Origin of the sequence: Paraburkholderia sp. BR14312 (assembly GCF_040948675.1) — a bacterium.
In the GTDB taxonomy this organism is placed as follows: Bacteria; Pseudomonadota; Gammaproteobacteria; order Burkholderiales; family Burkholderiaceae; genus Paraburkholderia; species Paraburkholderia nodosa_A.
On sequence record NZ_JBFPKI010000024.1, the window covers coordinates 16,129 to 37,808 of the forward strand.

At 65.7% G+C, this 21,680-nt stretch carries 19 protein-coding genes and 2 tRNA genes; 11 read left to right on the forward strand and 10 right to left on the reverse strand.

The window, feature by feature from the left end; translation table 11 throughout:
• Positions 1–2: 2 nt before the first annotated feature.
• Genes tagH through tagF form a run of 5 tightly spaced genes read left to right on the forward strand, consistent with a single transcriptional unit; the run spans position 3 to position 8,145 of the window.
• Positions 3–1,358 (forward strand): type VI secretion system-associated FHA domain protein TagH, encoded by a 1,356-nt coding sequence (gene tagH / locus AB3X98_RS39580; RefSeq protein WP_368606375.1) that lies wholly within the window; start codon positions 3–5, stop codon positions 1,356–1,358.
• An 8-nt stretch (positions 1,359–1,366) separates the two neighbouring features.
• A complete protein-coding gene (gene tssK / locus AB3X98_RS39585) occupies positions 1,367–2,689 on the forward strand; it encodes a type VI secretion system baseplate subunit TssK (RefSeq protein WP_368606376.1) in 1,323 nt (440 codons plus the stop codon).
• 25 nt (positions 2,690–2,714) lie between these two features.
• On the forward strand, positions 2,715–4,067 hold the full coding sequence (tssL, locus tag AB3X98_RS39590; RefSeq protein WP_368606377.1) for a type VI secretion system protein TssL, long form: 1,353 nt from the start codon (positions 2,715–2,717) through the stop codon (positions 4,065–4,067).
• Entirely contained in the window at positions 4,064–7,588 is a 3,525-nt protein-coding gene (gene tssM, locus AB3X98_RS39595; protein ID WP_368606378.1) for a type VI secretion system membrane subunit TssM, read from the forward strand. Before tssL ends, tssM begins: the two co-directional genes overlap by 4 nt.
• Entirely contained in the window at positions 7,585–8,145 is a 561-nt protein-coding gene (gene tagF, locus AB3X98_RS39600; RefSeq protein WP_368606379.1) for a type VI secretion system-associated protein TagF, read from the forward strand. The genes tssM and tagF overlap by 4 nt, the downstream gene beginning before the upstream one ends.
• Here tagF and AB3X98_RS39605 read toward each other — a convergent pair.
• The 6 genes from AB3X98_RS39605 to AB3X98_RS39630 all read right to left on the reverse strand — a co-directional run bounded on the left by AB3X98_RS39605 (position 8,142) and on the right by AB3X98_RS39630 (position 14,038).
• Positions 8,142–9,479 (reverse strand): serine/threonine-protein kinase, encoded by a 1,338-nt coding sequence (locus AB3X98_RS39605; protein ID WP_368606380.1) that lies wholly within the window; start codon positions 9,477–9,479, stop codon positions 8,142–8,144. The two genes, tagF and AB3X98_RS39605, sit on opposite strands and share 4 nt — an antisense overlap.
• A 3-nt stretch (positions 9,480–9,482) precedes the next feature.
• Complete coding sequence (locus tag AB3X98_RS39610; RefSeq protein ID WP_368606381.1) at positions 9,483–10,376, reverse strand: DUF3365 domain-containing protein; 894 nt, start codon at positions 10,374–10,376, stop codon at positions 9,483–9,485.
• Between the two features lie 19 nt (positions 10,377–10,395).
• Positions 10,396–11,235 (reverse strand): hypothetical protein, encoded by an 840-nt coding sequence (locus tag AB3X98_RS39615; protein ID WP_342947495.1) that lies wholly within the window; start codon positions 11,233–11,235, stop codon positions 10,396–10,398.
• Between the two features lie 72 nt (positions 11,236–11,307).
• A complete protein-coding gene (locus AB3X98_RS39620; RefSeq protein ID WP_368606382.1) occupies positions 11,308–12,240 on the reverse strand; it encodes an anti-sigma factor in 933 nt (310 codons plus the stop codon).
• Positions 12,237–12,782: an RNA polymerase sigma factor gene (locus AB3X98_RS39625; RefSeq protein WP_069268879.1), complete on the reverse strand. Its 546-nt coding sequence runs from the start codon at positions 12,780–12,782 to the stop codon at positions 12,237–12,239. Before AB3X98_RS39625 ends, AB3X98_RS39620 begins: the two co-directional genes overlap by 4 nt.
• Before the next feature lie 182 nt (positions 12,783–12,964).
• The gene (locus AB3X98_RS39630) at positions 12,965–14,038 is read right to left on the reverse strand and encodes a catalase family peroxidase (protein WP_368606383.1); all 1,074 of its coding nucleotides are present in this window, start codon (positions 14,036–14,038) and stop codon (positions 12,965–12,967) included.
• 113 nt (positions 14,039–14,151) lie between these two features.
• Here AB3X98_RS39630 and AB3X98_RS39635 point away from each other — a divergent pair, with 113 nt between their 5' ends.
• Complete coding sequence (locus AB3X98_RS39635) at positions 14,152–14,391, forward strand: ATP-binding protein (RefSeq protein WP_368606384.1); 240 nt, start codon at positions 14,152–14,154, stop codon at positions 14,389–14,391.
• 27 nt (positions 14,392–14,418) lie between these two features.
• On the opposite strand, the gene AB3X98_RS39640 is transcribed toward AB3X98_RS39635, so the two are convergent.
• Positions 14,419–14,494, reverse strand: a tRNA-Gly gene (locus tag AB3X98_RS39640).
• 5 nt (positions 14,495–14,499) lie between these two features.
• Positions 14,500–14,575: transfer RNA gene (locus AB3X98_RS39645), tRNA-Asn, on the reverse strand.
• A 185-nt stretch (positions 14,576–14,760) separates the two neighbouring features.
• Here AB3X98_RS39645 and AB3X98_RS39650 point away from each other — a divergent pair.
• The gene (locus tag AB3X98_RS39650; protein ID WP_368606385.1) at positions 14,761–15,450 is read left to right on the forward strand and encodes a pyridoxamine 5'-phosphate oxidase family protein; all 690 of its coding nucleotides are present in this window, start codon (positions 14,761–14,763) and stop codon (positions 15,448–15,450) included.
• Positions 15,451–15,466: 16 nt separating this feature from the next.
• Here the strand turns inward: AB3X98_RS39650 and AB3X98_RS39655 are convergent, their stop codons facing one another.
• Positions 15,467–16,678 carry a GNAT family N-acetyltransferase gene (locus AB3X98_RS39655; protein ID WP_342947500.1) on the reverse strand — a complete coding sequence of 404 codons (1,212 nt, stop codon included), beginning with the start codon at positions 16,676–16,678 and terminating at the stop codon, positions 15,467–15,469.
• 375 nt (positions 16,679–17,053) lie between these two features.
• Entirely contained in the window at positions 17,054–17,473 is a 420-nt protein-coding gene (locus tag AB3X98_RS39660) for a hypothetical protein (protein ID WP_342947501.1), read from the reverse strand.
• Positions 17,474–17,985: 512 nt separating this feature from the next.
• Between AB3X98_RS39660 and AB3X98_RS39665 the strand changes: the two genes are divergently transcribed.
• From AB3X98_RS39665 to AB3X98_RS39680, 4 genes are all read left to right on the forward strand, one after another.
• Entirely contained in the window at positions 17,986–18,819 is an 834-nt protein-coding gene (locus tag AB3X98_RS39665; RefSeq protein WP_368606387.1) for an ABC transporter substrate-binding protein, read from the forward strand.
• A gap of 16 nt (positions 18,820–18,835) precedes the next feature.
• A complete protein-coding gene (locus AB3X98_RS39670) occupies positions 18,836–19,567 on the forward strand; it encodes an amino acid ABC transporter permease (protein ID WP_069268885.1) in 732 nt (243 codons plus the stop codon).
• A complete protein-coding gene (locus tag AB3X98_RS39675) occupies positions 19,564–20,247 on the forward strand; it encodes an amino acid ABC transporter permease (RefSeq protein WP_368606388.1) in 684 nt (227 codons plus the stop codon). Before AB3X98_RS39670 ends, AB3X98_RS39675 begins: the two co-directional genes overlap by 4 nt.
• Positions 20,248–20,382: 135 nt before the next feature.
• Positions 20,383–21,678 (forward strand): NAD(P)/FAD-dependent oxidoreductase, encoded by a 1,296-nt coding sequence (locus AB3X98_RS39680; RefSeq protein WP_368606389.1) that lies wholly within the window; start codon positions 20,383–20,385, stop codon positions 21,676–21,678.
• Positions 21,679–21,680 lie beyond the last annotated feature (2 nt).

A 21,680-nucleotide genomic window follows, 5' to 3' on the forward strand; every position in this document is an offset into this window, starting at 1 on the left:
GATTGACGTTGACTGTTGAGGGCGGCGAAGCCGGTGAGCACGCCGCGCCACGCACGATGGAGATCGACGATCGCGCAACGATTGGCCGCGCGCCGGAGAGCACGCTGGTGCTGAGCGACGCGCAGCGCGGTATTTCGCGCATGCAGGCGAGCATCGAGCGCCGTGACGGCATCTATGTGCTAATCGATGCCGGAAGCAATCCGACACTGCTGAATGGCGAGGCGCTGAACGGCGCGCACGAGGCCGTGTTGTCCGATGGCGACCAGATCCGGATTGGCGCTTATACGCTTGCGGTTTCCATCGAAAAGGACGAGGAAAGCCGGGCGCCATTCGATCAAACACTGATGACGCAAGCCACGCCGCCTGCGCGGCTACCCGCAGCGAGCCTGCCGGGCACGCCGGAGTTCGAGGCGCCGCCGAGCGCGCCGCTCATCCCCGACGACTGGGACGCGCCCCGCGCTTGCGCTGCGCCGCAGCCTGTGCGCGACGAAACGCCGTTCACGCCCGACCCGCTCGCCGCGACGCCATTACTGCGCGAACCGGGCCATTTCGGCGGCGAAGCGAATCAGGCGCTAATGGACGTGCTGGGCTCCGCCGACCCGTTACGCGACGCCCCCGCGCCGGCGGAGCGCGAACCGGCCGCGCCGTCACGCAGTTTCGAGCACGTATCGCCAGAAAAAGCCGTGACTGCCATACCGGCGCACCGGTTGGACGCGGCGCGCGCGGCGGCGCCGGAGACCCGCCGCGCAGCCCCGCGTGCGGACGACTCGGCAGTGCTGGACGCATTGCTGGAAGGCCTCGGCATCGCGCCGGCCGATGTTGCCCACCTCAGCGCGCCGGAAGTCGCGCGCCTCGCCGGTGCGCTGTTGCGCGAAGCCACGCAGGGCACGATGAGCGTGCTGCGCTCGCGCGCGATGGCGCGGCGCGAGGCCCGCATGGCGATGACGATGATCGAGGCGCGCGACAACAACCCGCTCAAATTCTTTCCCGACGCAGACCGCGCCTTGACGCAAATGCTCGGCGCGCGCGGTCGCGGCTATCTCGCGCCGGACGAAGCCTTGCGCGCCGCGTACCGCGATATCCAGGCGCACGAACTCGCACTCGTCGCCGGCATGCGCGCCGCGTTCGACGACGCCATGGCGCGCCTCGACCCAGACGCGATCGAGGGCTCGCTCGACGCGCCCTCCGGCCTCGAGGCGCTCGTCGGCAATCGCCGGGCGCGCCTGTGGCTGCACTTCGTGAAGACGTGGGAGCACGTGTCGCGCGACGCGGGCGACGACTTCCAGCAACGCTTCGGCGAACCGTTCAATCGAGCCTATCAGGCGCAGCTCGACGCGCTGCACTTTCCCAAGGATTGAGTCACAGCATGTACTGGAACAACAAAGTCATCTGGTCGGAGGGCATGTTCCTTCAGCCGCAGCATCTCCAGCAGCACGACCGGCACGTCGAGGCGCTGCTCGCGGGCCGCGTGGACGGCCTGCGCGCCTATGGCTGGGGCTTTACGACGCTGGAGATCGACGAGGCGCTGCTCAAGCTCGGCAAACTGGCGTTGCGCGCGGCGGCAGGCGTGTTGCCCGACGGCACGCCGTTCAACCTGCCCGCAGACGACGATCTGCCCGAGCCGCTCGATATCCCCGAAAACGCCGCGAACGTGACCGTCATGCTCGCGCTGCCGGTTCGCCGCGCCGGCGCGCCCGAATCGGGCGGCGACGACCTTGCGCGTTACGGCGCGGGGGACTTCGAAGTGCACGACAGCAACGACGCCGACGCGCCCAGCACGTTGCTGCAGATCGGCAAGCTGCGCCTGCGCCTCGCGCTCGCGCCCGAGGTTGCCAACGCGCATGCATGCGCGGGCGTGGCGCACGTGATCGAGCGCCGCAGCGACGGCCGCGTCGTGCTCGACGACGACTATTGCGCGCCGTGCCTCGACTATCGCGTGGCGGGGCGCCTCGCGCGCTTCTCGACCGAGCTGGGCGGCCTGCTTCAGCAGCGCGGCGAAGCGCTCGCCGGACGTCTCGCCCAGCCCGACAGCGCGGGTATGGCCGAAATCGCCGATTTCCTGCTGCTGCAGATCGTCAATCGCGCGCAGCCGCTCGTCACTCACTTCAATGCCATGGATGGTTTGCATCCCGAAGCGTTCTATCAGTCGTGCATCGCACTGGCGGGCGAGCTTGCTACGTTCAGCCAGACTGGGCGGCGGCCACCGACGTTCGCAGCATACCGGCACGACCGGCTGAAGGAGACCTTCGAACCCGTGATCGATGCGCTGCGGCTGGCGCTGTCGCGCGTCGCCGATCCACAGGTCGTGGCGATTGCGCTCGAAGAACGCAAGTATGGATTGCGGGTGGCGCGCGTTGCGGACCGCACGCTCTTTGCCGGCGCGACCTTCGTGCTCGCGGTGCGGGCGCAGGTGCCGGCCGGCACGCTGATTTCCGCGTTCACAAGCCAGGTGAAGATCGGCAGCATGGAAAAGATCCGCGATCTCGTGAACCTGCAGCTGCCTGGCATCGCGTTGCGCGCGCTGGCGGTCGCGCCGCGCCAGTTGCCGTTCCACGCGGGCTACAGCTATTTCGAACTCGACGACCACGACGAAGCGTGGGCAACGCTTCCCGCTTCGGCGGGCATGGCGCTGCACGTGGCGGGCGAGTTTCCCGGGCTCACGATGGAACTTTGGGCCATCCGTCATTGAAGTCATGCGTGGAGGACCTCTTTCCATGACCGATAGCACAAACGCACCGCTCGACGACGCGGACTATCTCGACGCGGCGCGCACGATCCGCATGCCGATGCCGGGGCGCAAGCGCGAACGCACAGGCGGCGCCCAAGCGCAGGCCACGCCGCAGCCCAAGCCGCAAGCCGCCGAGCCGGCACTCACGCCGCTCGATGCCTCGGCCGCCGGGCGCAACCCGCTGCTGCGGGCGGCCAATGCGCTGCTGGAACTCGCGCTCCCGCTGCGCCGCCTGCCGAGCCATCCGGATCTCGACGCGCTGCGCGCGCAACTGATCCAGATGGTGCGCCGCTTCGAGGCCGACGGCCGAGCGTTCGGCGTGCCCGACACGCAGCTCGGCCCGGCGCGCTATTGCCTGTGCACCTTCATCGACGAGGCCATTGCGGCGACGCCGTGGGGTGCAGGGGTCTGGGGCCGCAGGAGCCTGCTCGTGACGTTTCACAACGAGGCCTCCGGCGGCGAGCGGCTTTTCGTCATGTTGCAGCGGCTCGCGCAAACCCCCGCTGCCGATATTGACCTGCTCGAACTGATCTATGTGATGCTCGCGCTTGGCTTCGACGGGCGCTACCGGCTCATGGAAGGCGGCAAGCGGCAGCTCGACGAGATTCGCGAACGCCTTGAACAGATGATCCGCGCGCAACGCGGCCCAGTCGAGCGCGCGCTGTCGCCGCACTGGCAACCCGCGGAGCACGCGCGCGAACGCACGCTGGGTTTCGTGCCGCTGTGGGTCGCGCTGGCGCTGGCGGCCCTCGTGTTGATGGCGACGAGCCTCGTGCTCGGGCTGCGCATCAACGCGTTCTCCGACCCGGTGTTCGAGGCGATGCGCGGCATTCGCGTGGCGCCTGCGCCCGTACTCGCGGCAAAGATGCAGGCCGCGCCGAAATTCGCGTCGGCGCTCGATGGCTTTCTCGCGCCGGAGATCGCGCAAGGGTTGGTCACGGTGGGCGAATCGGGGGACCGCACAACCGTGACCATCAACAACAGCGCCGAAGGCACGCAAATCTTCGCATCCGGGAGTGCCGAACTCGACCCGCATTTTGTGCCGCTCGTGCAGCGCATCGGCGAGGCGCTGGCGGACAAGCCGGGCAATGTCGTCGTGATCGGGCACACGGACGATCAGCGCATCGTGTCGGCGCGCTTTCCCTCCAACGTCGCACTCTCGCAGGCGCGCGCGGAGACGGTGCGCGCGATTCTCGCCGCGCATCTCGCGGACCCTGCGCGCGTGAGCGCCGAAGGCCGCGGCGATACCGAGCCGGTCGCATCGAACGATTCCGCGACGGGCCGCGCTCGCAACCGCCGCGTGACGATCGCCATTCTTGCCCCGGGAGCCGCGCCATGAAGTGGATCCAGGGGTTCAAAAGGCCCGCTGTCGTCACGTTTGCGGGCGTACTCGCGCTTTGTGCGCTGGTCTGGCTCGAAGGGCCGCTCGTGGCGTTCAACGGCACGGCGCCGTTCGAGAGCAGCGCCAGGCGCTGGAGCGTGATTGCGCTCATCCTCGCGTGCTGGGCGCTATATTGGGGCGTCCGGTTTGCAAAAACACGCATCGCCAGTTCGACGTTCGTGCAGCGCCTCGTTGCCGATGCGCTCGACCCCGCGAAACACGCACCGGACCCCGCGCGCAAGGCCGCCGACGCCGACGTCGCGGCGCTGCGCACGCGCTTCGAAGCGGCGCTGAAGACACTGCGCGAGTCGCGCGCACCAGCAGGCGGTGCGCGCGGCATACGGCGCATGTTCGCGTGGCTCGCTCCACGCCGCGAAACGCTCTACGACTTGCCGTGGTATCTCTTCGTCGGCGCGCCGGGCGCGGGCAAGACGACCGCACTCGCGCATTCGGGGCTGCGCTTCCCGCTCGCGGACCGGCTCGGCGCGCAGGCGGTGGGCGGCGTGGGCGGCACACGCAACTGCGACTGGTGGTTCACGGACCACGCCGTGCTGCTCGACACTGCCGGCCGCTTCACCACGCAGGACAGCCACGAGCAGGCCGATCGCGGCGCATGGCTCGGCTTTCTCGGGCTGCTGCGCAAGTACCGGCCGCGCCGTCCGCTCGACGGCGTGATGGCCGTGGTTTCGGCCGCCGATCTGCTGCAACAGTCCGACGCCGCGCGCGCCACCTATGCCGCCGCAATCCGCGAGCGCCTTTCCGAACTGAACCAGCAACTCGGTGTGCATCTGCCGGTGTATGTCGTCGTGACGAAAACCGACATGCTTGCAGGCTTCTCCGAGTATTTCGACGACTTCGGGCGCGACGAGCGCGAGCAGGTGTGGGGTATGACGTTTCCGCTCGCATCGGAGAACGAGGCGGGCGAAGGCAGTGCGCCGCTCGCGCGGTTCTCCGAAGAGTTCGGCTTGCTGCACGCGCAACTGCAAGGCCGCGTGCTGCAACGCATGCAGCAGGAAACCGACCCGCGGCGGCGCGCGCTGATCTATGCCTTCCCGCAGCAGTTCGCGGGCATCGAGCGCGCGTTGCGGCGGTTTCTCGAAGAGGCATTCGGCGAGTCTCGTTTCGCACGCGCGCCGTCGCTGCGCGGCGTGTACTTCACGAGCGGCACGCAGAGCGGACGTCCACTCGACCGCATGATGAGCGCGATGGCCGCATCGCTCGGCTTGAGCCGCGAGGTCGTGATGGCGGACGCCTCGAGCGGCCGCGCGTATTTCGTCAAGCGGCTGCTGCGCGACGTGATCTTCGCCGAACAGGGCATCGCGGGGAGCGACCCGCGCGCGGTGCGGCGGCGCACGCGCTTTCAGCAGGCCGCAATCGCAGGCATCGCCGTGTTGCTGGCGGCTGGACTGATCGTCCTGATCGCGAGCGATCGCGCAAATCGCCGCTTCGTCGATGAAAGCCGTCAGCAGATCGCGGCGCTCGCCGAGCTTGCGAAGAAAACCAGTGCGGGCGACAGTCCGCTTGCGGTCCTGCCGCTGCTCGACGCCGCGCGCGATTTGCCCGGCGGCGAAGCGGAGCGTGCTTCGCGTGACACGCCGTGGTGGGCGGGCCTGGGTCTCGATCAGCGCCGGAAGCTCGGCCTGGAAGCGCAGCGCCTGTATCAGCGCCTGCTGCGGCAGACCTTGCTGCCGATCGTCGTGCAACGCATGGAGGACGAGCTTCGCCGCGGCAACACGGAAGACCCGGCCACGCTCTATGAAGCCCTGCGCGCGTACCTGATGCTGGGCGACCCGACGCATTTCGACCCGGACGCGCTGCAGGTCTGGGCGCTGCGTACCTGGCGAACGGGTTCGATGAAAGATGCGAGCGACGCGCAGCGCGCGGACATCGAGCAGCATTTGCAGGCGCTGTTCCGGCGTGGCGAGTTCGATTCGAACTTGCCGCTCGATCAGAACCTCATCGCGCAGGCGCGCGCCGTGCTCAATCGCGTGCCGCTCGCGCAGCGCCTGAACGGCCGTATCGATCAGCAACTCGCGCAGCTGCGCCTGCCGGATTTCACCGTGGCGAAAGCGGCGGGGCCGAGCGGGCAGATCGTGTTCGTGAGACGGAGCGGCGCGCCGCTCACGCAAGGCATAGAGGGCGCCTATACGCGTGCGGGCTTCGACGCGTTCGTGCGCGTGCGCGAAGAGGCGCTCGCCAATCTGTCGAAGGACGACTGGGTGCTCGGCGCGGGCCAGACGCATACGGATGCGCAAAGCACGGAGGCATTGCGCGCGGCGCTCACGCGGCTCTACAGCGAGGAGGCGATCCGCCAGTGGGACGCGTTGCTCGCCGATATCGCCGTCGTGCCGTTCAGCGCGCCGGATCAGGGCGCGCGCGTCGCGAACCTGCTCGGCTCGGCGACTTCGCCGTTGCGCGCGCTGATTCAGGCCGTCGCGCGCGAAACGACCTTCACGCCGCCGGCTGCCGCGCCCGGCAAGCTCGACGCGCTCGAAAAGCGCATCGGCGCGGGAGCGGAGCAGCCTGCCGCGCCGACACCCGTCGATACGCATTTTCAGGCGCTGCACGATCTAGCCGGCGCGGCGCTGGACGAATACATCAACGCGCTCAAGGACGCCGCAGCGACCCTGCAGGCGGAAGACACGGCGCGCAGGCAGTCGCTGCCGCCGCCCGCCACGGGCCCGCTCGACCGCCTGAAGCTGCTCTCGCAGAACGCGCCCGCGCCGCTCGCGGCGGTGCTGCAAGGCGTAGCGGGCGACGCCGATACCGTGCAGATCCAGGGCCAGCGCGCGCAATTGCAAACGCTTTGGGCCACGACCGTCGCGCCCGCGTGCAAGCAGGCGCTCGACGGCCGTTACCCGCTCGTGAGGACTTCGACGCGCGACGCCGCGCCCGACGACTTCGCGCGCGTGCTGGCGCCCGGCGGCTTGATCGACACGTTCTTCCAGAAGAATCTGCAGAATCGGGTGGATACGTCCGGCGCGGTGTGGAAGTGGCGGCCCGAAGCGAAAGCCCTCGGCATGTCCGACGACGTGCCGGTGGCGTTCCAGCGTGCGGCGACGTTGCGGGATGCTTTGTTTCGCGACGGCGGCCACGACGTGTCCTTGCATTTCTCGGCGAAGGTGGTTTCGCTCGATCCTTCGCTGAAGCGCTTCGTGCTCGATGTCGACGGCACCCAACTGAGCGCGACGAGCGATGCGCCCAACGCCACCGCCGCCTTCCAGTGGCCGAGCGGGAAGGGCACGGGGCAGGCGCATGTCGAACTCGATCCCGCGACGACGACGCCGCCTCGCGCGGACGGACCCTGGGCGCTGTTCCATCTGCTCGACACCGCGCGTATCGAGCAGGCTGGACAGGCCGATCATTTCAATGCGACGTTCGACGACGGCAAGGTCAAGCTCGCGCTCGTTGCCGGCAGCGTGGAGAATCCGTTTCGCGCGGGCGTGCTCACTGGCTTTCGTTGCCCGGCCTCGCTATGAACGCAGCATCTCGAATCGACGCCGGTTTTTACGGCAAGGTCCGCACGCATGGCGATTTCGTCGGACGCGGCCTTTCCGCGGCTTTCGTCGGCCGTTGGGACGCGTGGTTGCAACGCGGTCTGCTGGCCGCGCGCGAACGCCATGCCGGAGGCTGGCTCGAGCGCTATCTGGAGATGCCCGTGTGGCGCTTTTCGGCTCCGCCCTCCGTGATCGACGACTGCGCGTGCACCGGCGTGCTCATGCCAGGCATCGACGCCGTGGGGCGCTATTTTCCATTCGTGATCGCGCGGCAAATCGAAGGCGCAGCGCGTGCCGTCGATTCGCGCTGGCACGTCGAGGCATGTGCGCTTGCCCTCTCGACGCTGGCGCCTTCGTTTTCGCTCACGGCGTTCGAGTCGAAACTTGCTACGCTGCACGAGCAGCCAGTCGCACTGGCATCGTGCGAGGGCGCCAGCCTGTGGTGGACTCAGGAAGACAGTGCGATGCATCGGCACGAGGGTGCGCTCGATCCGAGCTTGTTCCTGGACCTGCTCGAAGCGTACGACATCGCACGCTAGTCGCTGTCCACATCCCATTCGCGACGCAGCGTTTCGCGGTGCGGCTCCGGCACCGCGTCGAGCAGTTGCGTGTGGAAAGTGCGCAGATCGGTGGCGCGATCGGCGGCGCGGCGCGCCACGATACGGGCGATGGGGCCCAGCAGCGTCGAGAGGCGCGAGGCGGCTTCGTTCACACTTTCGGCGCTGACTGTCTGCGGGCCGATCGTGCGCGGTGCGCCCCCGCCTACCGGGATCAATAGCGAATCGAAGTCGCGTCGCGCATCGTCGTTGGGCAAGTGGGCGCTCAGGCGTTCGCGCAGCGTATCGATGTTCGTCGCCCCTACGCACGCTCGCCGTACCAGCAACGACGCCACGGGCCCGACATGGCTCGCCAGGCGCTTCTCCAGATGCGCGACGAGTTCGGGGTCGAGCTGGGTCTGCGTTGGCGGCGTGGGGAGTGGCGCGTCGATGGCCGCCTGCACAAGCACGGTTCGTTCGGCATCCTCATGGACATCGGCAGCGAGTGCCGCGAGCAGCGTATCGCGCCAATCGCGCGCGCTGGCGTGGCGCATCCGGGGGCGCTTTTCCATGCCCTTCATCACCAGGGCGTCTATATACGCAGGCAGGCCGGGCACGAGCGCCGAAGGGGGACGCGGCATCTCATCGAGAATCTTGTGCATCACGGCGCCCGCCGTTCCCGTGAACGGGCATATGCCGGTGAGCATTTCGTAGAGCACGACTGCCGCGCTAAAGAGATCGGAGCGTGCGTCGACAGCGTCGCCGGTGAACTGCTCCGGCGACATATAGCTCGGCGTGCCGAGCAGCGTGCCGGTTTGCGTGAGCTTGGACGTGTCGAGCTGCGCGATGCCGAAGTCCGCGACCTTGCATTCGCCGCGTGGCGAGATCAGCAGATTGGCGGGCTTGACGTCGCGGTGAACGATGCCTGCGCCGTGCGCGTAGTCGAGTGCGTCGAGCAACTGCGCGAACCAGCGCAGGGCGGCCAGCGGATTCATCTGCGTGCCCGCGCGCGCGTGCTGCGCGAGATGCGCAGCGAGGGTTTCGCCGCGCACATATTCCATCGTGATGAAGGCGGTGTCACCCGTTTCGCCATAGTCGTACACCGCAACGATGTGCGGATGGGCGAGACGTCCCGCGGCGCGCGCTTCGTTCAGAAAGCGCGCGGTGAGTTCGTGATCCGCTTCGCCGCCCGCAGGCCGCTGAATAGTCTTGAGCGCCACCTTGCGCTCGATGCGCGGGTCGAACGCCAGATACACCACGCCCATTGCGCCGCGCCCGAGTACGCGCTCGATCACGTAGCGGTCGAAGGTCGCGGGGATGTCGGCGGAGTGGGACATCGCTTACGTCTGCTCTTCGTCGAGAATGCGGAACGCTTCGATGAGGCTGGTCTGCATGCGTCCGAAGGACACCGCAAGCGAGGCGATTTCGTCCGATCCGCCCGTTGGCAGCGTGGTCGCGTCGAGCTTGCCGAGGCTCATTTCGTCGGCGGCGCGTGACAGCGCACGAATGGGACGCGTGATCAGCACGTGCATCATCACGTTCATGACGATCAGCACGACCGCAAACACGGCGGTGAGCGAAAGCATGAACGTGCGCCAGACGGCCCGCCCGCGCGCAATGGGCTGCGCCATCGGCACGGACACGAACTCCGCGCCGATCACCTCGTTCATGGTCCAGCCGAAGCCGTTCGAGGTGCCGTACTTCTCGATCATCGTCGCGGGCGCGGCGTTCGGCGTGCTATGGCACTGCATGCAGGCAGTGTCGGTAATGCTGCTGGGCCGCGCGAGGAAGAACGAACGGCCGCCTGGCGCGTCGCGCTGGCCGGTCAGTTCCTTGAGTTCCGGATGATCGTGCAGATGCCGGATGACGTCGGTCTCCCAGTCGGTCGGGCGGTCGCGCGGATTGGTCGGGTTGAGCATCGTGGCGTTGTACGAGAAGTTCGGGAAGTCCTTTCCCAGCAGCTTGAGCATCTCGATGGCCGAAAACGCGGGGATCGATTCGGGCACGAAGCTGTACTTGATTTGCGTGGCGAGCAACGGCGTGACGTGCGCCGCGGTGTAGCTCTGCATCGACGATGCGGCGCTCGCGAGGATGTTGGCGTCGTGCGCGGTTTCTTCGAGCGCCTGCCTTTGCAGCAGTCGGTCGGAGACCACGCCGATGACCACCAGCGCGATCGCGAAGATGATCAGGAATACCAGGTTGAATTTGACGCTGAGCGAGAGTCCGGGCTTCATGGCAGTGAAGGATCGAGCCTTAGGGATAGCGCACGTTGTGAACGCCCGGGCGCGCTGGCGGATAGAGCAAGGCGCGCCAGTCGGGCAGGGTATTCAGATGCGCTTGAACATCGTGGCGAAATGCACGATCGATCAGACGCGAGCGAAAGCGTGCGGGAAAGCCCTTGCGCGCGGGCAGCTTGCTGTCCAGCCACGGCGCGATGTCGTCGTAAGTGGCGGCGTGCGAGGGCGGCGCAAGGAGGTGTGCGGGCCTGGCGACGGCGAGCGGCTGCAAGGCGTCGCGAAACGCGACCGGCATGGTCGTGACGAAAGCGTCGGTGGGGCGCGCCGATATTTGCACATGGCCCGTGCTGTCGACGTTCGCGAAACGGCCGTTAGGTATCGACGTGGGCGGCTTTGCCGCGAACATCTGCGTGCCGGTTTCGCTGAATACGTTGACCGTTTGCGTGTTATCGGGCGCTGCGATGATCGCCGCTGCGCTCGCTCCAATATCGAGCGATCCGGGTTCCGTGTCCACGCGCACCTGGGCACAAGGCGCGCTTGCGCACGCGGCAGCCGCGATCTTCAGCCAGCCGCTGAGCAAGGCGACATGTCCGTCGGCCATGAGCATCGCGCGAGTACGTGGACCGAGCGCGACGAGCGTGCCGTGCTCTTCCTGCAGATGCGCAACGCCATCACGCGATTCGAGTAGATCGCCGTCGCGCAAGGTGTCGCCCGCCGCTGCCGAAGTCACGCTCGCGCCGCGCACGACGCCGATGGGTGCATCGCTGCTCGCGAGCCGCCAGGCGGCGTGCGCGGGCGATGCAAGCGCCGCCGCGATGACGATGCCCGCTGCCCAGAGGTGCAATCGATGAATCATGCCGAGCCATTGATCGAGGGTTCCTCAACACAACAGCCCGGCGTCGAAATTATTCCGCGCCGACCTTGGCGCTTATCCGTTATGCGGCGGTACGGCTTCCTGCGCCTCGCTGAATAGCGCGGCCGTATCGAGGTTGGAGATGCGCTTGCCGAGCGCGGCGAGATCGACGTCGCCCGCCTGCCCGATGAGCGCATAGGTCAGTTCGTTCTGCCGCCATGTGGTCACGCCCATCGAATCGACGGTGCGCGAGGCGACCGCTTCGTCCGGGCGCGCGTCCTTCATCACGCACAACGCGATGGGCGGCCCGCTGCGCGGCAGATAAACGATCTGCACGAGCGGCTTGTCGTGAAAGCGCAGGCGCTGCACCGACTTGAAGGTGAGCCCTGCGCTGCTCAGGTCGGGCACGCGCAGCGCGAGACGGTCGTCGCGGCGGATGTCGTCGACGACCCTGGCGGCGAGCGCCGGATCGTCCTGCCGGTAGGCGACGGTCTCCCGCGTATAGAGCTTCTGGTAGCCGACCGCCGCCTTCACCCACGGCGACAGGTCCGATGCGCTCGCGAGTTGCGAGGCGCCGGAGCCCTGGCCCGCAGGCCCGAACAGCGCATCGAAGCGCACGAACTGGCCGGCCAGGAACGCGCCCGCCACGCAGGCCGCCGCGAGCCAGACCGGCACGCGGCGCAGGCGCGATCTCACGGGCGCGGGGGGGTGTTGTTCCGCGGCTGGTATCGCCGCGTCGTTTGCGCTCGAAGACGGTTGCGCGGGTTGCCCGGTTTGTGCGGTTTGTGCGCGCACCCTATCCTCGATGGCAATGCGCAGCGATTCGGGCACGGGCGGCAGCGTTTGCTGAGCGAAGGCGCCGGCGAAATCGACCTGCGAGGTGCGCAGCAGCGTAACCTTCTTGCGCGCCTCGGCGGACTCGCGCAACTGCGCTTCGATCGCGGCGCGCTCGTCCGGCGACAGGCGGCCGTCCACATAGGCGAGTAACTGTGCGTCGTCGGCAATCATGCGAGTGAGTCCTTCTGCTGCGGGGCGGGCGGCGCCTTGGGCGCTGCACCGCTGAACATGGCGCCGACCGATTGCCGCGCTCGCGAGAGCCGGCTCATCACGGTGCCAATGGGTACCTTGAGCACGTCGGCGGCCTGCTGGTACGTCATGCCTTCGACCGCGACGAGTAGCATCACCACACGCTGGGCTTCGGGCAGGCGCTCGACTGCCTCGATGATCTGGCTGTGCATGAGTTGTGTTTCGGGGCCGTTATCGACGGGATCGGGGAGATTTTCGAGGAAATCGTCGTCCCATTCGAAGCTCGCGCGCTTGCGCACGCTGCGGGCTCGAAGTTCGTTGATCCATGTGGAATGCATGATGGAGTACATCCAGCTCAGGGGAGCCGTGTCGGGTCGAAGCTGATGAGCGCGTTCGAGCCCGCGCAGGCAGGCGCGTTGCACGAGGTCTTCGGCGTCGTGCTGGTCCCCGGACAGGCGCAGCGCAAACGCCCACAGCCGCGGAATCATGGCGGGTAGCATGCCCGGTAAGTCTGTACCGCTCATCGAAGGGTTTTCTCCACGATCCCCGTTCAATCCGGACTGGCGTGCGCTGCGGTCGTGTGCGACCGTCTGGTCAAGGGCGCGCGGCTCGGGCCATTTTGGTGAACTAGAAACGAAACACCTGGCCGTTGGACTTTATTCCATGCTTTCGTTTGGGTTGCGTTTGGGTTGCGTTTGCGCCGCCTTCAGCGGGCTTTCACGCGGGCGTGCGCTTCTTCGCTCGTACGGCGGTCGAACGACACCGCGTAAGCGGCCGCGCGCGCGGCGAGCAGCGGGTCGTCCGAGGGCGCAATGCCCACCGGCAGCACCGTTGGGTCGAAATTGATGTCGCGGCAGGGGCCGTCGATCTGCGACTGTGCATGCTCGATGACGATGGTACCCGCATCGACGCGGTGCTGCTCGCGTTCGGCGGGCCAGGTCCGGGTGGCATCGTCCACCGGGTCGCCCGCGCCCGCGGGCGTCAGCATGAGGTGCCAGCGCACGGGAGCCGACTTCAATTGCACTTTCAGGTCGTGCGCGAGAAAGTCGGGGTCTCTCGCATTCGAGTTCCGGGTGTCCAGCGCCGCGTAAGGCGTATCGGGCACGACACTCCAGCGCACGAATCGCATGTTGCCGCTTGCGTCAGTGAAGCGAAACGCATCGATGCTGTAATAGCTCGCGTTATAGAACGCGGAGGACGGCGCATGCGCGGCGAGCCAGTCGCGCAGTGCGTGAGTTTCGGGGTGGCTCGCAAAGAACGCGTCGAGTCTCGCGGGGTCGGGACGGCCTGTGAGCGTGTCGTGCTCCATTGCCTCTTGCAGTTCGTAAACCGCTTGCGGCGTGCGCACCGCGAATACGGGCGCGGAATTCATGCCGGTGCGCCATTGCTCGCCGTCGCGCATCGCGAAGCGCAGCGCAAAGCTGCGCACGGTCGTGTCCGCGTCGTCTTCAGCAGGATTGCCGCCGGGCGCGGAGAAGCGACCAATCAACGGCGTGCGTCCGCGCTCGAATACGCTCGCGCGAGAAAGCGCCGTGCCGTTGCCGTTGCTGTCGAAATAGCCGCTCACGCAGATGCCTTTCGCATGATTGCGGCGAAATCCGGGATGCTTGCCGGCTGTGCGTTCGAAGACGTCGATGAGCCGGTCAGGCGTGAGCGCGGCCTGAGCGCCGGGCCAGTGTATCCAGCCCGCGGTCCATGCGAACGCCGCGGCAAATGCCGCTAGCGTGAACGCAATGAATGCGTACCGGACAAGAAGTTGCGAAAGCGAAAGACGGGACATAAATCAGCGCAGGGGCCTCATACAGCCGCTGATGCATCGAAAGGCCCTCTATGAATCTCGTGCGTTGCCGTCGTGCGGCGAGGCCGTTATGGTAATCCGCTTGCGGCTATTCAGTGTGCACTGAACGACGAAGGTATTCCTATGTATCGGGTGCCGCGAAGGTCGCGCACCATCTGTTCGACTCGCTCGCGACTACCAAAGACGCGGGCATGGGGATGGGACTGTCGATCTGCAAGTCGATTGTCGAGGCGCACGGCGGGCAGATCGAAGCGACTTCGCTGGAGGGGAAAGGGGCGTGCTTCCGGTTTTCGCTGCCTCGAGGCAGGGGCACGCGCGCTTGGACGCGGTGCTGATCGCAGGCGGATGGCCTGACTGGATGCTGGAGCGGGAGACGAGTCTCGAACTCGCGACCTCAACCTTGGCAAGGTTGCGCTCTACCAACTGAGCTACTCCCGCATGTCTGGCTCCCCGACCTGGGCTCGAACCAGGGACCTACGGATTAACAGTCCGGCGCTCTACCGACTGAGCTATCGGGGAATCAAGGAGGCCGGATTGTACAGGAGATTTTTTGATCCTGCAGCTTTTTCCTGACAAATCTCGATGAGGTGTCTGGGGGAAGATTTGTGGCTCCACCGCACAAGGCGAGTCTGGATCTACCCATGGGGCCACGGCTTGTCTATCGTAGGCGGCATCTCCACCCGAACCATCGAGGAAGCCAAACGATGTCCCTTGCCGATGCCGTCAACGACCCTGCCGCCGACAGCGCAGCACCTTCGCAACGCACACGTGTGCGCCGGATCGCGCGGCGCGCGCACTATGATGCGGCGACGCTGCATGCGATTCTTGACGAAGCCTACGTCTGCCACGTCGCCTTCAGCGACGAGCACGGCGTGCATTGCATTCCCACCGCATGCTGGCGCGAAGGCGATCATCTCTATATTCACGGTTCGAACGGCAGCCGCATGCTGCGCCTCGCGGCCGAGGGCGCCGAGGTTTGCGTGACCGTCACGCATCTCGATGGACTCGTGCTCGCGCGCTCGGCGTTCAACCATTCGATGAACTATCGTTCCGCCGTGATTTACGGTGTGTTCGAGGTGGTGACGGAAGAGCACAAGGCTGCCGTGCTCGATGCCTTCATGGAGCACATCGCGCCGGGCCGCAGGCATGAAGTGCGAGCGGGCAATCGCAAGGAACTGGCAGCGACCACGGTCATGCGCATTGCGCTCGCGGAGTCCGTGACGAAGGTCCGCGCGGGCGGCCCGAAGGACGACGAGGATGACATGGATCGGCCTGTCTGGGCAGGCGTGCTGCCGTTGACGCTCGCACCGTTGCCGCCCGTAGCCGATACCGCAACGCCGGAGCGCGAGGCTCCGGCTTACGTCAAGGCCTGGTCGAACCGGCAGGACGGCTGACCACGGATTGCGGCGTTCAGCGCGCCGACGTGAGGGCGCGCAGCTTCGCGCGCAGCGGGTCGATGGCAAACTCGCGCGCTCTGCGCAATACGCGCCGAGCCTGCTCCGCGGCAAGAGGAAACTCAATGAGCCTGCCACGCCATGTGAGTACGACGAAATGCGATTCGTACCAGCTCTTATGGTTCGACCAACGCTCCTTGTAGCTCGAGAAGTATGGGCGGAAGTCGAAATCACGGCCGTTCGCGAGCGCCCATCGCGCCATGCTGTCGACCAGCAGGTTGCCGACGGAGCGGGCGGCATAGGCCTCGTCATAGGTCGTGATGAAATACTCCAGCCTGCGTGGCCCGGTCAGATTGACGGATGCCGCAATGGGAATGCCGTCCAGTTTGACGAACGAGACCAGTGGAGTCGTAGCGAGATCGGTCCGCCCGGCGAGTTCGATGAAGAAGTCGCGCACGTCGTCGTTCATCAGATAAGGCGCGTCGAGGCCGCGAGATAGCACCCAGTTGCGCTTCGTCGCAAAGAGCCATGTGAGGACCGTTCGGGCGTCTTCGACGTCCTTGCACCAGCCATATTCCACCGCGCCGTCCTCCGAAAGCCGCCTTGCGAGACGTCTCAATGGGCGACGCAGCGAGTCGGGCCTCGTCGCGATGAAGGCGTCGAAGGTGGGGAACCGGGACAGCTCCATGGAGTACCCGGACAGCAGGCGCCAGCGTTCCGGAAGCGCGCGTAAGACCCACGACAGAGGCGCACGCGAGAGCGCCTCGTGAAGGGGGCCGTTGCATTCGACGAAGCGTATCTCCAGCACGTCGGCGTCGACGCTGCGCAACGCATCGACGGCGGCGTCATAGAAGCGCCCGTCGCCTCGATCGGACACGAGCGGGCCGCCATATTCCTCGTTGCTTCCGCAGCCGAGTGCGCGCGCGATCCGGCATGCGCCTTCGCGCGCAATGCACAACGGCCAGAGCGCGACGAGCGCGGCGCCGTCGTAGACGAGCGCGACATTGACCGCCGCGCCGCGCGCAAACGCCTTGGCGGCTGCAAGTTCGCAATAGGCAAACTCGAGTGTCGCCGGACACGTCGTGCAGACGGCCTCCCAGGAAGAGCGCAGTTTCAGGAAGTCCGCGTGGGTGCTGCATACGCGGATCTCGTGGCGAAGACTACCCGTGTTCGCGCGGGCGGTGACGTCGGGAAGGAAAGCAGTCTCGGTCGGTGAGTTTCGCATCATGTTGTCCCGGTAGTCCGATTCAGTGGAGCGCCAATCTCACATTTTCCTTATCGCTATGGACTCCGAACGAGAGATACGTATGATCATCGGAGGCATATCCATATGATCCATCGAAATAACTCGCGCAGCGCGGGAAAGTATTCCGTTTGCTTGAAATTGGCGGCGGACGACTAATGCGTGGTGCAATCGCGGTAAGAGGAATGTGGAAGTGCGGTAAAACGCACCGCACCATCGCATGAATTCGCCTGGCCTTCGGCATGAGTTGCCGCTCGATTAGTCGGTTGAATGATCAACCAGGTGGAGATCCGACCGACGACGAACGCGGGCGACTACCGAGCCCGCAAGATTTGATTGTGGGTAGTCGCTCGGTCCCGGTCAGGCGATGGCGGACCAGAGCATGCTGGCGATTGCGACGAGGTAGAAGACAGCCGTGATGATTGCCGCCACGCGTAGCGGCCGGCCGACTGCCGAACTGCCGGTGATAATGACGAGGCTTATCCCGATGCCGATCAGGGCGAGCACGAAGAGTCGCGGCAGCAGGCTCCAGCCATCCAGCCCAACCTTGAAGATCGACCAGCCCAGGGCGGCGACGAACATGCCGAAATACCACCACAGTCCCGCCGAGCGGTTCCATAGCATGAGGATGCCAGCGCCGATCAGTGCAACGCCGGCGACGAAGTAATAAGGCGCGTGGCCCATCCAGGGTATCCACCCGCCCAGCACTGCGAAAGCCGCGCCGACGAGGATGATCCATTCTGCGGTCTCGGCAGGAGACGTCCAGCGGCGGTAAGACATAAAAGTCCCCCAAATCCAGACAAACCGGGCTTTGCAGCGAGCCTTGCTGAGGACCGAAACTGACTCATCGACCCGCTGATGAAAAAGCTCAATGCAAAGTCCCACGTTGATGCTAAGCAGCCGATGTACCCAGGTCAAGGGTGATAACCCCATTTAGTTGTAAGAACCTGGGAACCTATTCGCATTCAATTTTCGCGCGCGAAATAAATGCATGTCGGCGGCATTGGCGATAGTCGACATTACCGCATCGAATGGATTTTCCCGGCAAGAGTTGCAGTGCGAGGCCGCATGCAAGGAAGCATGCGTCAACATTACTTGCGGCACGTGGTGCGGGTGTGGGGCACCGATCGGATCGCTGTATCTCGGCGCTTATAGCGAGGCATAAGCGACAGTTGCAGCGTGCCGTTGGCCATATCGCCGGCAGCGCTTTCGATCTGAAAAAAACTTGGTTCGTTCGCACCCGTCATGCGGATAGGCTGCGTACCTCAACGAGAAAAGAAGGAAAACCGATAATGAAAAGCAGCATCTGGGGCGCAGTGCCAGGCGCACTGTTGACGGCACTTCTGGTCGCGGCATCGACGTCCGCGCATGCGGATCGTCTGGACGACATCAAGCGGGCGGGCGTGTTGCGCGTCGCTGCATTCGACAGCAATCCGCCGTTCGGTTTCGTCGATCCGAAAGACAATCAGATCGTTGGGCTCGACGTGGACTATGCGCGCGCCGTCGCCAAAAACCTGGGTGTGAAGCTCGAAGTTCAGCCCACCAATCCCGCCAATCGCATTGCGTTTCTGAAGTCGGGAAAGGTCGATCTGGTATTCGCCAACTTTACGATTACCGACGATCGCAGGAAGGAAGTCGATTTCAGCACGCCATACTTCGCTTCGGGCACCCAGTTCATTGCGAAGAAGGGCGTGCTGAAGTCTTCGGAACAGCTCAACAGTCTGCGTATCGGCGCGGATAAAGGCACGACCAACGAACAGCAGGTGCGGGCGAAATTCCCGGGTGCAACCATCGTCGCGTACGATGACACACCTTTCGCTTTTGCCGCACTGCGTACGGGCAACGTGCAAGCCATCACGCAGGACGGCCCGAAGCTCGTCGCGCTGCTGGCACGCGCGCCGGACAAGGCGGGCTATGAGATTTCCCCGTTCACGATCTCGAACGACTACGAAGGCGTTGGCGTACCCAAAGGCGAGACGCGTCTGCTCGATGCGGTGAACAACACGCTGACTCACCTGGAGAGCGACGGCGAGGCCGCGCAGATTTACGACAAGTGGTTCGGCCCGAAGAGTGCGGCGCCGCTGCCCCGTCTCTTCAAGATCGGCGACCCGCAAAAGAACAGCTGAGCGCGGCGCCTGATTCATGCATAACTGGCTTGACCCGAAGTATCTCGCGTGGCTCGAACAAGGTTTCTTCGTCACGCTGATGCTCTCTGCCTGCACGGCGTCGTGCGCGACGCCGCTGGGCTTTCTGCTCGCGGTTGCGCGCACGGCCCGCACTCGCGCGATTGCGCGCGCGGCGGCGCTCTACGTGTTCGTCTTCCGCAATTCTCCTCTGCTCGTTCAATTGCTGTTCTGGTACTTCGGTGTCGCGGCCGTGCTGCCGTCCGGCTGGATGAGCTGGCTTAACACGCCGCACCTGGCGACGTTTGGGCCGCTTACGCTGCGCTGGCCGAGTTTCGAACTGTTCGCCGGCTGGGTCGGATTGACCTGCTACACCACGGCGTTCATCGGCGAAGAGTTTCTGGCCGGCATGCGCGGCGTGAACCGCGCACAGTGGCAGGCGGCTGCGGCGCTTGGCATGCGCCGCTACGCGATCCTGCGCTACGTGATCCTGCCACAGGCGTTGCGCATTGCCACGCCGCCGCTCGCTGGCCAATACATGAACGTGATCAAAAATTCGTCGCTGACGATGGCGATAGGTGTGGGCGAGCTGTCGTACATGTCGCGGCAGGTCGATACCGAAAGCTTCAGGACCTTTCAGGCATTCGGCACAGCGACCGTATTCTATGTGCTCGCCATCGCAGTTATCGAAGTCGCGCTGGTGCTCTGGCAGCGTGCCGGCCTGCACGGTTTGCAGCGAGGCCGTGCGTGAACGAGTTCGCGTGGTTACCGGCTTTGCGCTATTTGATGATCGGCGCGTTTCCGGCGGGACCGCTGGGAGGCGTTGCGCTGACGATCGCGCTCTCGGTGGTGTCGGCTCTGCTCGCAGCGCTGACCGGATTCGCGCTCGGCGTTGCGCTCGCCATGACGCGCGGCGTCGTCCGTCTCGTGCTGACCGCCGTGGTCGCATTCTTTCGCGCGATACCCGTGTTGATGCTGATCTTCTGGACCTTCTTCCTGATGCCGATCCTGCTGCACGTCGACGTTCCTGGTCTTGCGACGGTCGTGTGCGCGCTCGCGCTGATCGGCGGCGCGTATCTGTCGCATTCGGTTTATGCGGGCATCACGTCGATCGGCGCGGGGCAGCGGCAGGCAGCGCTTTCGCTTGGCTTGACGCGCTGGCAGGCATTGCGCGAAGTCATCCTGCCGCAAGCCGTGCGGGTGATGATGCCGTCGTTCGTCAATCAGTGGGTGTCGTTGATCAAGGATACGTCGCTCGCCTATATCGTCGGCGTGCCCGAATTCACCTTCCTCGCCAATCAGCTCAATAACCGTCTGCTGGTGTACCCGGCGCAAATCTTCCTGTTCGTCGGGTTCGTGTATCTGCTGCTGTGCGGTGCGTTGCAATGGGGCGCCAATGCGTTCCTCGCGCGCCGTGAGCCGGGCTTTTAACGATGGGCATAAATGTTGACCTCGGGTAAGCCGGTTGGGGGGAGCGTCGCCACCGGGAATGCGCCGATTTGCGTGCGTGAATTTGTCGTGTTAGTTTTTCATGAAATTTAACATGAAAAATTTCACGGACGTGCCATGTTCGCCGAATCGACCCGTCATATTGAAAGCTATTACGCACGTCGCTTCGCCCAGAGCGGCGCGCTGCCCGAGCGCCCCGCGCTGGCGGGCGATTACCACGCCGACGTGCTGGTCGTAGGGGCAGGCTTCAGCGGCTTGCACACGGCGTTGCGGCTTGCGCTGGCCGGGCGCCGCGTCGCGGTCGTCGAGGCGAGCCGCGTGGCTTGGGCCGCCTCTGGCCGCAATGGCGGGCAAGCGCTGCTCGGCTGGTCGTGCGATATGCCGCCGTTCGTGCAGGCGCTGGGTCTGGCGGGGGCGCGGGAGCTGTGGGACAGCATGCGCTGGGCCGCCGCCGAAGTGCGCGAATTGCCCGGGCGGCACGGCTTCGACATCGACTACCGGCCAGGCAGCCTGTGGGCGGCGGTGCGGCGCTCGCGTGTCGCCATGCTCGAAGCCGCGCGCGACGAGGCCGCGCACAAGTGGGGCTACGAACGCCTGCGACTCATTGGCGAGCCGGAGATGCCGGAGTGGATCGGCAGTCGCCGTTATCGCGCGGCGCTCTACGATCCCGAGGCGGGGCATCTCGATCCGCTCAAGCTGGCGCTCGGCCTCGCCGACGCCATTGAGCGCGCGGGCGGCGTCATCTTCGAGCAAAGCCGGGTGCTCGCGTATCGCGAAACGCCGAGCGGCTACGTGGCGAGCACGCGGGAAGGCACGGTGCGCGCCGGCACGCTGGTGCTCGCCTGCAACGCCTACATCGACCGGCTCGATAGCGATCTGGCAAGCCGCGTGCTGCCTGTGGGCACCTGGCAGATCGCCACGCGCAGGCTCGACCCTGCGCTTGCCCGCTCGCTTTTGCCGCGCAACAGTTGCGTGATCGACAATCAGTTCGTGCCTGACTACTTTCGCCTGAGCCCGGACGATCGCCTGCTCTTTGGCGGCGCATGCACGTATCTTGGCGGCATCCCGAAGGACATCGGCACCGCGATCCGCCCGAGTCTCGAGCGCGCGTTTCCGCAGCTGCGCGGCATCGAATTCGAGTACGCGTGGGGCGGCCATATCGACATCAGCATCCGCCGCACGCCCGACGTCGGTCGCGAACGCGATCGCTACTGGCTGCAGGGCTTTTCCGGGCACGGCATTCTGCCTACGCTCGCGGCGGCGCGCGCCGTTGCCGACGCCATCCTCGGCGAACCGCACTTGCTCTCGCTCTATGAGCGCATTCATAATCCGCGCTTTCCGGGCGGCGAGCGCTTCGCCGCGCCGCTCGAGGCGCTCGGCAAGCTGTGGTATCGCCTGCGCGACGTCGTGTGACA

What these genes read in the sequence shown, in the direction of transcription:
- tssK (WP_368606376.1), top strand. Translation starts at nt 1,367, where the DNA reads ATGTACTGGAACAACAAAGTCATCTGGTCGGAGGGCATGTTCCTTCAG.
- tssL (WP_368606377.1), top strand. Translation starts at nt 2,715, where the DNA reads ATGACCGATAGCACAAACGCACCGCTCGACGACGCGGACTATCTCGAC.
- tssM (WP_368606378.1), top strand. Translation starts at nt 4,064, where the DNA reads ATGAAGTGGATCCAGGGGTTCAAAAGGCCCGCTGTCGTCACGTTTGCG.
- tagF (WP_368606379.1), top strand. Translation starts at nt 7,585, where the DNA reads ATGAACGCAGCATCTCGAATCGACGCCGGTTTTTACGGCAAGGTCCGC.
- AB3X98_RS39605 (WP_368606380.1), bottom strand. Translation starts at nt 9,479, where the DNA reads ATGTCCCACTCCGCCGACATCCCCGCGACCTTCGACCGCTACGTGATC.
- AB3X98_RS39610 (WP_368606381.1), bottom strand. Translation starts at nt 10,376, where the DNA reads ATGAAGCCCGGACTCTCGCTCAGCGTCAAATTCAACCTGGTATTCCTG.
- AB3X98_RS39615 (WP_342947495.1), bottom strand. Translation starts at nt 11,235, where the DNA reads ATGATTCATCGATTGCACCTCTGGGCAGCGGGCATCGTCATCGCGGCG.
- AB3X98_RS39620 (WP_368606382.1), bottom strand. Translation starts at nt 12,240, where the DNA reads ATGATTGCCGACGACGCACAGTTACTCGCCTATGTGGACGGCCGCCTG.
- AB3X98_RS39625 (WP_069268879.1), bottom strand. Translation starts at nt 12,782, where the DNA reads ATGAGCGGTACAGACTTACCGGGCATGCTACCCGCCATGATTCCGCGG.
- AB3X98_RS39630 (WP_368606383.1), bottom strand. Translation starts at nt 14,038, where the DNA reads ATGTCCCGTCTTTCGCTTTCGCAACTTCTTGTCCGGTACGCATTCATT.
- AB3X98_RS39650 (WP_368606385.1), top strand. Translation starts at nt 14,761, where the DNA reads ATGTCCCTTGCCGATGCCGTCAACGACCCTGCCGCCGACAGCGCAGCA.
- AB3X98_RS39655 (WP_342947500.1), bottom strand. Translation starts at nt 16,678, where the DNA reads ATGATGCGAAACTCACCGACCGAGACTGCTTTCCTTCCCGACGTCACC.
- AB3X98_RS39660 (WP_342947501.1), bottom strand. Translation starts at nt 17,473, where the DNA reads ATGTCTTACCGCCGCTGGACGTCTCCTGCCGAGACCGCAGAATGGATC.
- AB3X98_RS39665 (WP_368606387.1), top strand. Translation starts at nt 17,986, where the DNA reads ATGAAAAGCAGCATCTGGGGCGCAGTGCCAGGCGCACTGTTGACGGCA.
- AB3X98_RS39670 (WP_069268885.1), top strand. Translation starts at nt 18,836, where the DNA reads ATGCATAACTGGCTTGACCCGAAGTATCTCGCGTGGCTCGAACAAGGT.
- AB3X98_RS39680 (WP_368606389.1), top strand. Translation starts at nt 20,383, where the DNA reads ATGTTCGCCGAATCGACCCGTCATATTGAAAGCTATTACGCACGTCGC.